The sequence below is a fragment of the Fructilactobacillus lindneri DSM 20690 = JCM 11027 genome (assembly GCF_002907375.1).
In the GTDB taxonomy this organism is placed as follows: Bacteria; Bacillota; Bacilli; order Lactobacillales; family Lactobacillaceae; genus Fructilactobacillus; species Fructilactobacillus lindneri.
Map to the genome: position 1 here is coordinate 62,442 of NZ_MIYK01000001.1, position 15,554 is coordinate 77,995.

The 15,554-nt window shown below is 34.7% G+C and carries 13 protein-coding genes; all 13 read left to right on the top strand.

Translation table 11 applies throughout. The annotated features are described in order from the left end of the window. Positions 1–16: 16 nt before the first annotated feature. Positions 17–1,127 (top strand): peptide chain release factor 2 gene (gene prfB, locus BHU33_RS00350; RefSeq protein ID WP_103422764.1). Its coding sequence is split into 2 segments (ribosomal slippage): positions 17–88 and positions 90–1,127, totalling 1,110 coding nucleotides; the frame shifts between segments, so codons are not numbered across the junction. 16 nt (positions 1,128–1,143) lie between these two features. After that, positions 1,144–2,301: a PDZ domain-containing protein gene (locus BHU33_RS00355; RefSeq protein ID WP_054646420.1), complete on the top strand. Its 1,158-nt coding sequence runs from the start codon at positions 1,144–1,146 to the stop codon at positions 2,299–2,301. Positions 2,302–2,362: 61 nt separating this feature from the next. After that, positions 2,363–2,710, top strand: coding sequence for a phage holin family protein (locus BHU33_RS00360; RefSeq protein ID WP_054646421.1), 348 nt, complete (start codon positions 2,363–2,365; stop codon positions 2,708–2,710). Between the two features lie 49 nt (positions 2,711–2,759). After that, positions 2,760–3,743 (top strand): HPr(Ser) kinase/phosphatase, encoded by a 984-nt coding sequence (gene hprK / locus BHU33_RS00365; protein ID WP_054646422.1) that lies wholly within the window; start codon positions 2,760–2,762, stop codon positions 3,741–3,743. Next, positions 3,740–4,552, top strand: a complete 813-nt coding sequence (gene lgt, locus BHU33_RS00370; protein WP_180993512.1) for a prolipoprotein diacylglyceryl transferase — start codon at positions 3,740–3,742, stop codon at positions 4,550–4,552. The genes hprK and lgt overlap by 4 nt, the downstream gene beginning before the upstream one ends. Before the next feature lie 17 nt (positions 4,553–4,569). Beyond that, on the top strand, positions 4,570–5,586 hold the full coding sequence (locus tag BHU33_RS00375) for an NAD(P)H-dependent glycerol-3-phosphate dehydrogenase (protein ID WP_054646423.1): 1,017 nt from the start codon (positions 4,570–4,572) through the stop codon (positions 5,584–5,586). 26 nt (positions 5,587–5,612) lie between these two features. Continuing rightward, positions 5,613–6,500 (top strand): UTP--glucose-1-phosphate uridylyltransferase GalU, encoded by an 888-nt coding sequence (gene galU, locus BHU33_RS00380; RefSeq protein WP_054646424.1) that lies wholly within the window; start codon positions 5,613–5,615, stop codon positions 6,498–6,500. 165 nt (positions 6,501–6,665) lie between these two features. Further along, positions 6,666–7,595: a thioredoxin-disulfide reductase gene (gene trxB, locus BHU33_RS00385; protein WP_054646425.1), complete on the top strand. Its 930-nt coding sequence runs from the start codon at positions 6,666–6,668 to the stop codon at positions 7,593–7,595. 130 nt (positions 7,596–7,725) lie between these two features. After that, positions 7,726–9,738, top strand: coding sequence for an excinuclease ABC subunit UvrB (gene uvrB / locus BHU33_RS00390; RefSeq protein ID WP_054646426.1), 2,013 nt, complete (start codon positions 7,726–7,728; stop codon positions 9,736–9,738). 4 nt (positions 9,739–9,742) lie between these two features. Continuing rightward, positions 9,743–12,607, top strand: a complete 2,865-nt coding sequence (gene uvrA, locus BHU33_RS00395; protein ID WP_054646427.1) for an excinuclease ABC subunit UvrA — start codon at positions 9,743–9,745, stop codon at positions 12,605–12,607. 90 nt (positions 12,608–12,697) lie between these two features. After that, positions 12,698–13,576 carry an RNase adapter RapZ gene (gene rapZ, locus BHU33_RS00400; RefSeq protein WP_054646428.1) on the top strand — a complete coding sequence of 293 codons (879 nt, stop codon included), beginning with the start codon at positions 12,698–12,700 and terminating at the stop codon, positions 13,574–13,576. A gap of 3 nt (positions 13,577–13,579) precedes the next feature. Beyond that, positions 13,580–14,587, top strand: a complete 1,008-nt coding sequence (locus tag BHU33_RS00405; protein ID WP_054646429.1) for a gluconeogenesis factor YvcK family protein — start codon at positions 13,580–13,582, stop codon at positions 14,585–14,587. Between the two features lie 11 nt (positions 14,588–14,598). Beyond that, positions 14,599–15,537, top strand: coding sequence for a DNA-binding protein WhiA (gene whiA, locus BHU33_RS00410; protein ID WP_054646430.1), 939 nt, complete (start codon positions 14,599–14,601; stop codon positions 15,535–15,537). The last annotated feature ends 17 nt before the right edge of the window (positions 15,538–15,554 follow it).

The following is a 15,554-nucleotide window of genomic DNA, read 5'->3' on the forward strand; positions in this document are numbered from 1 at the left end:
TGAGTAAGGATGGATAATGGAATTAAGTGAAGCAAAAGTAAAAGTGGACGAGATCAAGCAAGAAATTGACCACTTTGGGAGGTCTCTTTGACCTTGATCAGTTAAGTGAAGCAATTTCGATTAACGAGTCAAAGATGGCTGAACCAGGATTTTGGGATGATCAAAGAGCGGCACAAAAATTGATTGATGAAAACAATCAATTAAAAACCAAGTATGATAATTTTCATAGCTTAGCGGCAGAATGCGAAGATTTACAACTTACTTTGCAGTTGTTGGAAGAAGAACCGGATGCAGCCTTACAACAAGAATTTGAAGTTACCCTTGAAAAAGTAGAAAAGTATTTAAATGAATATAAACTTGGTCAATTATTAAATGGTAAGTACGATGGAAATAATGCCATCGTTGAAATTCATCCAGGAGCAGGTGGTACAGAAGCAGAAGATTGGACGGAAATGTTACTACGGATGTACACACGTTGGGCGGATCAAAACGGATTTAAGGTTATGATTGATGATTATCAACCCGGAGAAGTTGCTGGAATTAGTAGTGTGACGTTTACAGTTATAGGTCATAATGCTTATGGATATTTAAAATCCGAAAAAGGAGTTCATCGATTAGTTCGTATTTCTCCTTTTGATTCGGCAAATCGACGTCACACCTCATTTGCATCTGTAGATGTAATGCCCGAATTAGATGAAAGCGTTAATATTGAGATTAAGCCTGATGATTTACGAATTGATGTTTTTCGTTCAAGTGGTGCCGGTGGTCAGCATATTAATAAGACGTCTTCCGCAGTTCGAATCACACATTTGCCAACTGGTATTGTAACTTCTAGTCAAGCACAACGTTCACAGTTGCAGAATAGAGTAACTGCAATGAATATGTTAAAATCAAAGTTGTACGAACTAGAACAAGAAAAAAAAGCGCAAGAAAAAGCCAAGTTAGAAGGTAAGCAGTTAGAGATTGGTTGGGGATCTCAGATTCGCTCCTATGTTTTTCATCCTTATACAATGGTAAAGGATCATCGAACCAATCACGAAACTGCAAATGGAAAAGCAGTGATGGATGGCGATCTTAATCCATTTATTAATGATTATTTACAATGGAAACTACAACAAAAAAATTAATAAAGGTGACTAAATCATGGAATTAGCATTAAATATTTTATTTTTCTTAATTGTACCTACATTTTGGTTGGGAATAATTAGAACTTACTTGTCTTACCGGTCTCGTTTGAAGCGGGAACGATCGTTGTATGATAGTGCTATTAATCCTAAAAATACAGAGATGCGAACTTTTTTTATTTCATTAATTGTGTTAGGAATTATTGGCTCGCTCTTCACATCATTGGTTGGAATTGAAGTTTCCTATGTTTGGATTATATTCTATGAAATTGTTATTACAATTGCTTTATTAATTCCAGGTTTGATGATTCCTTTCACAGTTTTATTTGGAACGATGATAATTATTTTGATATTTGGAAATAAATTTTACTCCAATATCATTAGCGGACATTTTAAGATTACTTTGCAAAATACGATGCCGGAAGGGTTAGACTTTTTGGCTTTGATTACTGCAATGTTGATTATTCAGTACGTCTTTTTGAAAATTAATCGTAAATCAGTAAATTCTCCAATCATCACTAAAAATATTAGAGGAAATAAGATTGCCTCATATGTATTTAATAAAATGACAGTTGTTCCATTAGTTTTGTTTGTGCCTGGAAGTTTATTTGAATCAACTTCGCCATTATGGCATGTATTTAAAATTTTCGGAGCTAAGCTAACGATTTTAGTTGTTCCATTTTTAATTGGATTTAGATTTAAATTTATGGGTGAAATGCCTGAAAAATTGCTTAAAAGAATGGCAAATGCAATTGGATGGCTTGCTTGGCTAAGTTTAGGATTAATGATTGATGCTTTTATTTGGAAGAATCTTTGGTTTGATATTGCTAGTATTGTAGTAATTTTTGCTGCTTATTTATTGATTTTGCGTCATTATAAAAAAGTTGATCAAAATGAAGGCAAAACCGTCGAACAGTCTATTGATGGGATTAGAATTCTTGCTGTTAAACCTAATACTCCAGCTGCCAAGATGAATTTAAAAATTGGAGATTTAATCCAAGAAGTTAATGGGAAACCAGTTAAATCTGAAAACCAATTATATAAAGCATTACAGAGTAATCCAACTTTTTGTCGTTTGAAAATCAAGAATCGAAATGGGAAATTAGAAATGAAAGAATCTGCGATTTACGCTGGATCTCCTCATGAGATTGGGATTGTAACTTTTCCAAATAATTAAAAAAGTGCCCATGGGGCGCTTTTTTTATGACAGTTTATAGATAAAATATAATGGAGATAATATGAGATTTATTAGTAGAATAGTAGTTAATTTTGTATTGTTTGTTGCATTTGCTGGCTTGTTTCAAGATATTTTTTATGTTGAAAACTGGAAAATAGCTTTAGGAGCAGCAGTACTTTTTTCTATCCTTGAAACATTAGTTAAACCGATTTTGTCATTATTATTTTTACCAATTAATATTTTGACTTTTGGAATTTTTAATTTATTTATTAATGCTATTATGTTAGAGCTTACTTCGTATTTAATGGGAAGTTCTTTTCAGTTTTCGTCATTTGGAACTATCTTTGTAGTTTCATTATTAATGTCATTGTTTAACTATGTGATTACTACATCTCTATGGCACAATTAAATTATTAATAAGTGTTAAAATATAGAATATTAGTTAAGGAGGGTTCGTTATGGTTAAAAGTGTTAGTGTAAAAGAATTAGTCGACAACACCCATTTAAAGGTTTTTTCGGGTGAAGAATATTTAGACCGTCCGATTACCACTAGTGATATTTCGCGTCCTGGTTTGGAATTAACGGGGTATTTTGATTATTATCCTTCAGAAAGAATCCAGTTACTAGGGATTACCGAAACTTCATTTGCAAAGCATTTACCGGAAGAAAAATTAAAAGATTATATGAATCGGATGTGTCAGCCAGATACTCCTGCTTTTGTAATTTCAACTGATTTAGAGCCACCTCAGGAGTTGATTGATGCCACTAAAAAGGCCCATATTCCAATTCTAGAGTCGAAATTAAATACTTCACGAGTTTTAAGTAATATGACTGATTTTTTGGAAGCTAAATTAGCTCCTAGAAAATCAGTTCATGGGGTTTTAGTTGAAGTTTATGGTCTTGGAGTTTTGATTACTGGAGAATCTGGGATTGGTAAAAGTGAAACGGCACTTGAATTAGTTAAGCGTGGACATCGATTGATTGCTGATGACCGAGTTGAGGTTTATCAACGTGACGAACAAGCTTTGATAGGGCAGGCTCCTAAAATTTTGAGTCATTTACTAGAAATTCGAGGAATTGGGATTATTGATGTAATGACATTGTTTGGAGCAGGAGCAGTCCGTTCTGAAACCAAAGTTGACTTGGTAGTTCATTTGGATATCTGGAACAAGGATACTAAATATGATCGCTTAGGTAATAATCATGATACAGTCCAGTTTTTTGATGTGGAATTAAAAGAATTGAACATTCCAGTTAAACCTGGTCGAAATTTAGCAATTATTATTGAAACTGCTGCAATGAACTTTAGAGCAAATTCAATGGGATATAATGCTACCGATGTTTTTAATAAAGAATTAAATGGTCTCATTAAGAAAAATGAAAAAAATGATGGTCAAAATCAGAACGATAAATCTAAAGATGATAATAATGAGGTTAAATAATGTTTAGTATATTAGCAATGAATCCGGTTGCCATTAATTTTGGTCCCTTTCACGTACGCTGGTACGGTATTATCATTGCCTCTGCCGTTTTAATTGCAGTTTGGTTATCTATGAGAGAAGCCAAACGTCAAGGTTTAAATGAAGATGTCCTATATAATATGATTTTATGGGCGATTCCAATTGCGATTATTTCGGCTCGAATCTATTATGTTATTTTTCAATGGAAGTACTATGCTCAGCACCTTGGAGAAATTATTGCGATTTGGGATGGTGGAATTGCTATCTATGGAGCGTTGTTGGGTGCTGGAGTTTTTATTTATTTTTATTGTAAACATCATAATTTATCAATTTGGCAAATTTTTGATATTGCTGCTCCGACTGTAATTATGGCCCAAGGAATCGGTCGCTGGGGTAATTTCATGAACCAAGAAGCTTTTGGGGCAGTGACTTCATTGTCCTTTTTGCAGCAGTTGCATTTACCCCGTTTTATTATTCAGCAAATGCTGATTGACGGGCTTTATCGCCAACCAACTTTTCTGTATGAATCAATTTGGGATTTAACTGGATTTGCGTTGTTGATGATTATGCGACATTCTGATAAGTTATTTAAACGAGGAGAAATATTTTTAGCTTATGTAATGTGGTATTCTTTTGGTCGATTCTTTACAGAAGGTATGAGAACTGATAGTTTAATGCTTGGGACATTTCGTATTTCTCAAATTTTATCTATCATTTTGTTCTTTGGTGCTCTTTTCGTATTACTATATCGTCGTAAGAATGACAAAAAACTGGTGTGGTATAATTGTTAAGTTTGAAGGAGAAAAGTATGACAGAAAAAATTGCAGTTCTTGGTGCAGGATCATGGGGAAGTATGCTAGCCGAGATTTTGAATGAAAATGGACATGAGGTTCGTTTATGGGCGCATAATCCTGCTCAAGTGCAAGAAATGAACGAAAAACATACTAATCAAAAATATATTAAAAACTTCACTTTCTCCAAATCTTTAAAAGCTTACTCAGATTTAAAGGAAGCAATTGACGGAGTGGATGATATCTTATTTATTGTTCCTTCTCAAGCAACCCGGTCAGTTGCTAAACAGGTTAATCAAATTTTAGATCAGTTAAATATTAAGCCATATATTATTCACGGTAGTAAAGGATTGGAGACTGGAACTCATGAGCGAATTTCTCAGGTTTTAGAAGCAGAAATTAACCCTAAAAATCGTAAAACGGTTTCTGTAATTTCAGGTCCAAGTCAAGCAGAAGCAGTTGCTAAACATGATCCAACTTTGGTGACGGCTGCTAGTGAAGATTTGCCATCTGCCATTCATTTTCAAAAGTTGTTTATGAATGACTATTTTCGTGTTTATACAAATAATGATATAATTGGCGTTGAAATTGGTGGAGCTTTAAAGAATATTATTGCATTAGCTGCTGGAGCTCTCTATGGACTAGGGTATGGTGATAATGCTAAAGCAGCTTTAATGACCCGTGGTGTCGCAGAAATTTCTCGTTTGGGAGTTTCATTCGGTGCTAATCCACTGACTTTTACTGGATTGTCAGGAATGGGTGATGTGATTGTAACTGCAACTAGTAGAGATTCGCGAAATTGGAGAGCTGGGTATCAGCTTGGTAAAGGAAAGCAGCTTGATGATATTGTGAAAGATATGGGCATGGTAATCGAAGGAGTAGCTACCAGTCAGGCTGCATATGATTTAGCTCAAGAATGTGGTGTTGAAATGCCAATTACTGAAGCAATCCATTCTGTTCTAAATAAGCAAGAAACGGTCCAAGAAGCAATCAACAAATTAATGACCCGTGAAGGTCGTTCAGAAATTGGATAGATAATTACATAGGAGTGTAGATAGAGATGAAGAAAGTTACAAAAGCGATTATTCCAGCTGCTGGATTAGGAACTAGATTTTTACCGGAAACAAAAGCAATGCCTAAAGAAATGTTGCCAATTGTTGATACTCCAACAATTCAATACATTGTCGAAGAAGCTAAAGCTTCCGGGATTACTGACTTAGTAATTGTGATTGGTAAAGGTAAACGCGCCATTGAAGATCATTTTTCACCAAATTACATGTTGGAAGAAAATCTTAAAAAGAAACATAAAGAAAAAATGTTGGAAGAAGTTGAAAAAACCAACGAAATGAATATTTACTTCATTCGACAAGCTTATCCTGATGGATTGGGAGATGCAGTTTTGACTGCAAAGAGTTTCATTGGTAATGATCCGTTCGTAGTTATGCTTGGTGATGATTTAATGCAGGATAAAGTTCCATTAACTAAACAGTTAATTGAAAGTTATCAAGATTCTGGAGCTTCTACTTTAGCAGTTATGAAAGTTCCTCATGAAGAAACTTCTAAATATGGAGTGATTGATCCACTTGATGAAGTTAAACCAGGACTTTATGATGTAAAAACTTTTGTGGAAAAGCCTAATCCAGAGGATGCTCCAAGTGATCTTGCTATTATTGGACGTTACTTGTTTACTCCAGAAATTTTTGAAGTTTTGGAAAATACAAAACCAGGCAAGGGTAATGAAGTGCAATTAACTGATGCAATTGATACTTTAAACAAAAAACAACGTGTATTTGCTCACGAATTTAAGGGTAAACGATTTGATACTGGAAACAAGTTAAGTTGGCTTGAAACTAACATTGAATATGGAATTAATCATCCTGAAATTAAAGGTGAATTTCGGGAATATCTTAAAAAGATTGGTAAAAGATTAGAAAAAGAAGATCAATAATTAAAAAAGATATCGATGTTAACATCGATATCTTTTTTAGACTTATTAATAACGATTGCGTTAAACATGTGTTAAAATGATTGTACGCAATTTTAATTGTAAAACATAAGTATGAAACTGATGTGCTATACTTATTTTACTAAATGTTCGATTGAGGAGGTTAATATGACAAAAAAATATGACGTAATTGTAATTGGAGCTGGTCCAGCTGGCATGACTGCAGCCCTTTATGCATCACGAGCTGAATTATCAGTTTTGATGCTTGATCGTGGTGTTTATGGTGGTCAAATGAATAATACCGCTGAGATTGAAAATTATCCTGGTTTTAAGTCAATTTTGGGTCCGGATCTTTCACAAAAAATGTATGATAGTAGTACTCAATTCGGTGTTGAATACGGTTATGGAGAAGTTACTGGGATTGATATTGCAGGTAACCGCAGAGTAGTTAAAACTGCCGATGACGAATACGAAGCACCTGGAGTAGTGATTGCTTCTGGTTCGCAATATCGTAAATTAGGTGTTCCAGGCGAGCAGGAATATAGTGGGCGTGGTGTTTCCTATTGTGCTGTTTGTGATGGCGCTTTCTTTAAAGGTGAAACGGTTGTAGTTGTTGGTGGTGGTGATTCAGCCATCCAAGAAGCAACTTATCTTTCTAATATTGCTGCTAAAGTAATTGTGATTCATCGTCGTGATAAGCTTCGTGCTCAAAAAATTTTGCAAGAACGTGCTTTTGCGAAAGATAATATTGAATTTGTTTGGAATAGTGAAGTTGAAGAAATCGAAGGTAATGGTAAAAAAGTTACTGGAGTTAAGATTAGAAACAACCAAAATGATAATATTGAAACCATTTCAGCAGATGGAGTCTTTATTTATGTTGGTATTTTGCCAATGACGGCTGCTTTTAATGACATTGGCATTACCGATGAAGCAGGATGGATTGATACTAATGATCAGATGGAAACTAAAGTCCCAGGAATTTATGCTGTTGGGGATGTTCGTAAAAAACATTTACGTCAAATTACTACAGCAGTTGGTGATGGCGGTGAAGCTGGCCAAGCAATTTTTGATTATGTAGAATCAGTTAAAACAAAATAAATGTAATAATTATGAAGCAGATTTAATTCTGCTTCTTTTTTTATCATTTTATTTTGCGAAAGTATGTTCGTATGCTAGAATTAATATTATTAGGCAATTTTCATAGATGAATTTAAAAATGAGGTATTTTATGGTTACAAAGTCACATCAAAAATTTGATTTAGTTTCAAAATATAAACCGACAGGTGATCAGCCAGAGGCAATTAAAAAACTGGATGCCGGCTTAGCAAAAGGTGATAAGGAACAAACATTACTAGGAGCAACTGGAACTGGTAAAACATTTACGATGGCCAATATTATTAAAGATCAAAATAGGCCAACGCTTGTTTTAGCACATAATAAAACATTAGCAGGTCAATTATATAATGAATTAAAGAATTTCTTTCCAAATAATGCAGTTGAGTATTTCGTCAGTTATTATGATTACTATCAACCAGAAGCATATGTTCCTTCTAGTGATACTTATATTGAAAAAGATGCTTCTATTAATGATGAAATTGATCAGTTGCGTCATGCTGCTACTAGTGCATTATTAGAACGTAACGATGTGATTGTGGTAGCATCTGTTTCATCAATTTTTGGATTAGGTAATCCAGAAGAATATCAAAACCATACTATTTCTATCCACGTTGGCGATCAAATGGATCGGGATACTTTATTGCGTAAGTTAGTTAATATTCAATTTCAACGTAATGATATTGATTTTGATCGAGGCCGTTTTCGAGTTCATGGAGACACTGTTGAGGTATTCCCTGCTTCCGGAACACAAAATGCTTATCGAATTGAATTTTTTGGTGATGAGATTGATAAAATCACGCAAGTAAATACATTGACTGGAGAAGTTTTAGGTGAACCAGAAACAGTGACGCTTTTCCCAGCCACTCATTTCTTAACGAATGATGAGGTGATGGATGTTGCTTTGCCTGAAATTAAGACTGATATGAAAAAACAAGTCGATAAGTTGGAAAAAGAAGGTAAATTATTAGAGGCACAGCGACTAAAACAACGAACCACTTATGATATTGAAATGATGCGCGAGATGGGATATACGACTGGTATTGAAAATTATTCTCGCTATATGGATCGGAGAAAACCAGGAGAACCACCATATACTTTATTAGATTTCTTTCCCAAAGATTTTTTGATGTTTATTGATGAATCGCATCAAACCATTCCCCAAGTTCATGGAATGTTAAAAGGCGATAAAGCTCGAAAAAAACAATTGATTGATTACGGATTTCGTTTGCCTAGTTCTTACGATAACCGTCCTTTGGATTTTAATGAATTTGAAAAGCATATTAATCAAGTAATATATATGTCGGCAACTCCTGGTGATTATGAACTTGAGCATAGTAGTCAAGTGGTTGAACAAATCATTCGACCAACCGGTTTATTAGATCCAACTGTTGAAGTTCGTCCTACCAAAGATCAAATGGATGATTTGGTTGGAGAAATTAACGAACGAATTAAACATAATCAGCGAACTTTTGTAACTACTTTGACTAAAAAAATGTCAGAAGATTTAACTGATTATTTAAAGGATTTAGGCATCAAGGTTCGTTATCTGCATAGTGACATTAAAACGTTAGAAAGAACTAGAATTTTGCGTGATTTGCGTTTGGGAAAGTTTGATGTTTTAATTGGAATTAATTTATTGCGAGAGGGAATTGATGTTCCGGAAGTATCTTTAATTGCAATTTTAGATGCTGATAAAGAAGGATTTTTACGAAATACTCGTTCTTTAATTCAAACCATTGGTCGAGCTGCTCGAAATGAAAATGGCCACGTTATTTTGTATGCAGATCATATAACTGATTCAATGCAGGCTGCGATGGATGAAACTGCTAGAAGACGTAAGATTCAGATTAAATATAATCAAGAACATCACATTACGCCGACAACTATTATTAAACCGATTGCAAAATCAATTTCGGCTTACAAACAAACTGAAGACGATAAATATAATCAAAAGAAACCATTTGTTGAATCTGATTTTGAACAAATGACTACTAAAGAACAGAAACAAATGCTGAAAAATTTGAGTGATGAGATGCGTGAAGCAGCTAAACAGCTTGATTTTGAACAAGCGGCATCATTACGAGATACAATTAAGAAATTAAAAAACAAATGTGAAATGAGGTGATGAGTTGGCAAATGATGTAATTAAAATTAGAGGTGCCCGAGAACACAATTTAAAAGATGTTAATGTAGATATTCCGAAGAATCAGATGGTTGTAATGACTGGATTATCTGGTTCAGGAAAGAGTTCGTTGGCATTTGATACTTTATATGCAGAAGGACAACGACGTTATGTCGAGAGTCTTTCATCTTATGCACGTCAATTTTTAGGTCAGATGAACAAACCGGATGTAGATTCAATTGTTGGACTTAGTCCGGCAATCTCAATTGATCAAAAGACTACTTCCAAAAATCCACGTTCAACGGTTGGAACTGTAACTGAAATTAACGATTATCTACGTTTACTGTGGGCACGAGTTGGAACACCATATTGTCCAAATGATGGAACGGAAATAAAAAGCCAGTCAATTGACCAAATGATTGAGCGAATTATGGCTTTACCTGAACGAACCAAGTTACAAATCATGTCTCCAATTGTTCGTTCTAAACGTGGTCAGCATAAAAAAATTTTTGAACGAATTAAGCGTGAAGGATTTGTTAGAGTTGTAGTTGATGGAGAAATGCACGATATTTCTGATGATCTTGAACTCGATAAAAATAAACGTCACGATATTAGTATTGTAATTGATCGAATTGTAGTGAAAGATGGGATTAATTCTCGTTTATCAGATTCTTTAGAAACGGCATTACGACTTAGTGATGGCTATGCTAATATTGACTTTCTTGGTAAAAGAGAGCCAATGCTTTTTTCTGAACACTATGCTTGTCCAGTGTGTGGATTCACAGTTGGCAAATTAGAGCCTCGTCTTTTTTCTTTTAACTCACCTTTAGGTGCCTGTCCAGATTGTGATGGGCTAGGAGTAAAGTTAGAAGTAGATGAAGACTTAGTGATTCCAGATAAAAATAAGACTTTAAATGAAGGTGTGATTGAGCCTTGGAATCCGATTAGTTCTAAATATTATCCTGAATTATTGAAGCAGGCTGCTACTGCTTTTGGGATTGATATGGATGTACCATTTCGCAAATTACCCAAAAAGCAACGTGACTTATTGTTATATGGGTCAAAAAAGAAAAAATTTCATTTTCACTATCATAGTGATTTCGGTGGTGTTCGGGATGTAGATGCTCCATTTGAAGGCGTGATTAATAATATTGCACGTCGTTTTAAAGAAACAAGTAGCGATTATACACGTGATCAAATGCGTAAATATATGCGTGAGTCAACTTGTCAGACTTGTGATGGTTTGCGATTGAATCGCAAGGCATTGTCAGTCAAAGTTAATGGAAAAAATATCGGTGAAGTTTGTGCCATGAATATTACAGATGAACACGAATTTTTTCAGCATGCAGAATTTGGAGAACAAGATTCTGCTGTTGCAAAACCGGTTATTAAAGAAATTACAGATCGGTTGAATTTTCTATTAAACGTTGGCTTAAGTTATTTAACTTTATCACGTTCTGCACGAACCCTTTCGGGTGGTGAAGCACAGCAAATTCGGTTAGCAACTCAGATTGGTTCGAACTTATCAGGTGTTTTATATGTTTTGGATGAGCCTTCAATTGGACTTCACCAACGTGACAATGATCGACTAATCAATTCTTTGAAAAAAATGCGTGATTTAGGAAATACTTTAGTAATTGTTGAACACGACCATGATACGATGATGGCTGCTGATTATTTAGTTGATGTTGGCCCAGGAGCTGGTCAAAATGGTGGTAAAATCATGGCTACTGGTACACCTGCTGAAGTTGCCAAAAATCCAAAATCATTAACCGGTCAGTATTTGTCTGGCAAGAAATTCATTTCGGTTCCATTGCAACGTCGTAAAGGAAATGGGAAAAATGTCATAGTAAAAGGTGCCCAAGCTAATAATTTAAAAGATATTACAGTCAAGTTTCCGCTTGGCGAATTTGATGTGGTGACAGGTGTTTCTGGATCAGGGAAATCAACTCTTGTAAATGACATCTTGAAACGAGCATTGGCACAAAAATTAAATAATAATTCTGAGAAACCAGGCAAATATAAATCAATTTCTGGTTATAAAAATATTGAAAAGCTAGTTAGTATTGATCAGAGTCCGATTGGGAGAACCCCGCGAAGCAATCCAGCAACCTATACGGGAGTTTTTGATGATATTCGTGATTTGTTCGCTAAAACTAATGAAGCGCAAATGCGTGGTTATCAAAAAGGACGTTTTAGTTTTAATATTAAAGGTGGGCGTTGTGAAACTTGTCGTGGAGACGGAATTTTGAAAATTGGAATGGATTTTCTTCCGGATGTATACGTTCCTTGTGAAGTTTGTCATGGAAAACGGTATAATTCTGAAACGTTAGAAGTTCAGTATAAAGGTAAAAATATTGCTGAAGTTTTAGATTTGACAGTTTCAGAAGCATTGGTCTTTTTTAAAGCAATCCCTAAAATCACGCGCAAGTTACAGACCATTGCAGACGTTGGTTTAGGATATGTGAAATTAGGCCAGCCAGCGACTACTTTATCTGGCGGAGAAGCTCAACGGATGAAATTAGCTTCTGAACTACACAAACGTTCATCAGGGAAGAATTTTTATATTCTCGATGAGCCTACGACTGGTTTGCATACTGATGATATCAAACGTTTGTTGGAAGTTTTACAAAAACTAGTTGATGCTGGTAATACCATTCTTATTATTGAACATAATATGGATGTGATTAAACAAGCTGATCATGTAATTGATTTAGGTCCTGAAGGTGGAGCAGCTGGTGGAAACGTAGTAGCAGTTGGTACACCGGAACAAATTGTTCAAGTTAAAGATAGTTATACTGGTAAATATTTAAAGCCGATTTTAGAGCGAGATACAAAAAGAACAGAAGCAGCATTAAAGGCAAATAAATAATTTTGAAAGAATCAATTAGTAATTGGTTCTTTTTTAGTTTGTATGAAACGCCCGGTGTGCTATACTTAAAAAATGTTTGGAGGGATATCGATGTTAAAAGATGATCAATTAGTAATAATCACAGGAATGAGTGGTGCGGGAAAGACTCGTGCTATGCAAACGTTCGAAGATTTGGGTTATTTTTGTGTCGATAATTTGCCACCAACGCTAATCTACAAGTTCACAGAATTACTGCGAACCTCTAGTGAGATTAACAAAGTTGCTCTGGTAGTTGATTTACGTGCTCCAGGCTCTAGTCAGGAAGTAGTGAATTCGCTAATTACGATTGCTAAAAATAATAACCCAAAAGAAAATGTTATTTTTTTGGATGCTTCTGACGAAAAACTTGTTTCACGCTATGAAGAAAGTAGACGTGACCATCCATTAGCCCGTAATGGTCGAGTAATAGATGGGATTGAAAAAGAAAGAAAATTGATGAGTCAGGTTAAAGATAATGCTAATATTGTTATTAATACGACTGACCTTTCACCTAAACAACTACAAAATAAAATAATAAATAGATTTGAAAAAAATGGTTCGGAAAAATTTCATGTTGAACTAATGTCATTTGGATTTAAATATGGATTGCCAATTGATTCTGACATGTCTTTCGATGTACGTTTTCTAAGTAATCCGTATTATATTTCCGAATTGCGTAATCAAACTGGTTTAGATAAACCAGTTTATGACTATGTAATGGAACAATCCGAAGCTGATGAATACTTTGAAAAAGTATTTGATTTACTTAAATTTGTGTTACCTAAGATTAAAAGTAGTGCAAAAGCGGGTGAAACTATTGCGATTGGATGTACAGGAGGTCAGCATCGTTCGGTAGCGATGACTGAACGGCTAGTTGCTGCACTTAAAAAATTAGGATTTACTGTAAACGTTACCCATCGAGACATTAATCGGCATAAAGGAGTGCACTAATTAATGGTAGATAAGGTAGCAAAAAGAATTGATCGTCCTCGGATGGTTGTGATTGGCGGTGGGACTGGTCTTCCAGTCATTCTGCGAAACTTAAAGAAAAAAGACGTTGATATTACTGCCATTGTAACGGTGGCTGATGATGGTGGTTCTTCTGGTATTTTGCGGAGTTATATTAACGTTTTACCCCCTGGTGATATTCGGAACGTGTTAGTAGCACTTTCTAATTTACCAAAATTAGATTTAGATATTTTTCAATATCGGTTTAAGTCATCAGATAAATTTTTGTCTGGGCATGCGATTGGGAATCTAATTATTACAGCTTTGTCAGAAATGGAAGGCGGTTTTTTTGCAGCTGTCCAAAAATTGACAAAAATGATGGATGTTGAAGGCCATGTTTTTCCAGTTTGTGATGAGAGTTTAGAGTTACATGCCGAGTTTCAGGATGGAACTAAAATTGCAGGTGAATCTGAAATCACTAATGCTGATAAAATGATTAAACGGGTTTGGGTTGAATCTGCTAATAACGATAAAAAACCGAAAGCAGTAAAAGATGTAATTGAAGCGATCATGGATGCTGATCAGATTGTTTTAGGCCCCGGTAGTTTGTATACGAGTATTTTGCCAAACTTAATGGTCAGTAATGTTGGAAAAGCTGTGATTGAGACGAATGCTGAGGTTGTATATATTTGTAATATTATGACGCAAAAGGGTGAAACTGATAATTTCACCGATGCTGATCACGTTAAAATTTTAGATCGCCAGTTAGGTTACAATTTTGTCGATACTATCCTTGTTAATAATAAAAAAGTTCCTGCATCTTATATTGATCATCAGCGTTGGAGTGATGAATCGCAACCAGTTAAACACGACTATGACGGTTTAAAAAAATTGGGATGTCGGGTTATTTCTTCTGATTTTTTGGAATTACGTGATCATGGGGCTTTTCATAATGGTCAGTTGGTGACTAACGAGTTAATTCGTTTATTGGGTCAGCCGAAAATCAGTCATTAGGAGTTGTTACAATGTCATATGCAAGTGACGTTAAAAAAGAATTGACTAACTTAGAAGTACATCGAGATAATGCAAAGGCCGAATTGATGGCTTTAATTCGTATGAATGGAACATTGAAAGTTTCTAACGGGCGCTTATCGCTTGAAGTTCAATCAGAAAATTCTGCTATCTCACGACGCATTTATCAATTATTGTTACGTTTTTATAATGTTGAAGCAGCCGTGGTTGTTAGGCGGAAAATGAAATTAAAAAAGAATAATTTATATATTGTGCGCCTGGTTCGTAGTGTTCGTGATATTTTAAATGATTTAGGAATTTTGGATGGTAATCAAATTGTTGAACGGGTTCCTTTAGAATTGTTAAAAAATGATATGCAGGTTCGTTCCTATTTGAGAGGGGCTTTTTTGGCTGGAGGTTCGGTTAATAATCCAGAAACTTCTCGTTACCATTTAGAAATTTATTCCCTTTATGAAAATCATAATCAAATGCTAGCTGAAATGATGAATAAATATAACCTTGGTGCAAAAGAGATTCAACGTCGTAGTGGTCATATTGTTTATTTAAAAGAAGGAGAAAAAATAGCCGATTTTTTACAATTAATTGGAGCTACAAATGCCATGTTGAAGTTTGAAGATGTTCGAATTGTACGCGATATGCGTAATTCTGTTAATCGATTAGTTAATTGTGAAAATGCCAATATGAATAAAGTTGCCAATGCTTCTACGAAACAAATTGAAAACATTAAATTTATTTCTGAAAAAGCTGGTTTAAAGATTTTACCGCAAAAATTACAAGAAGTTGCAATTGTACGAATGAAAAATCAAGAGGTTAGTTTAAAAGAATTAGGCGAATTAGTTCCTAATGGACCAATTTCTAAATCTGGTATTAATCATCGGTTGCATAAAATTAATGATTTTGCTGATCAGTTGCGGAATAATGCTGAAAAATAAGATAAAAAAATAGCGAT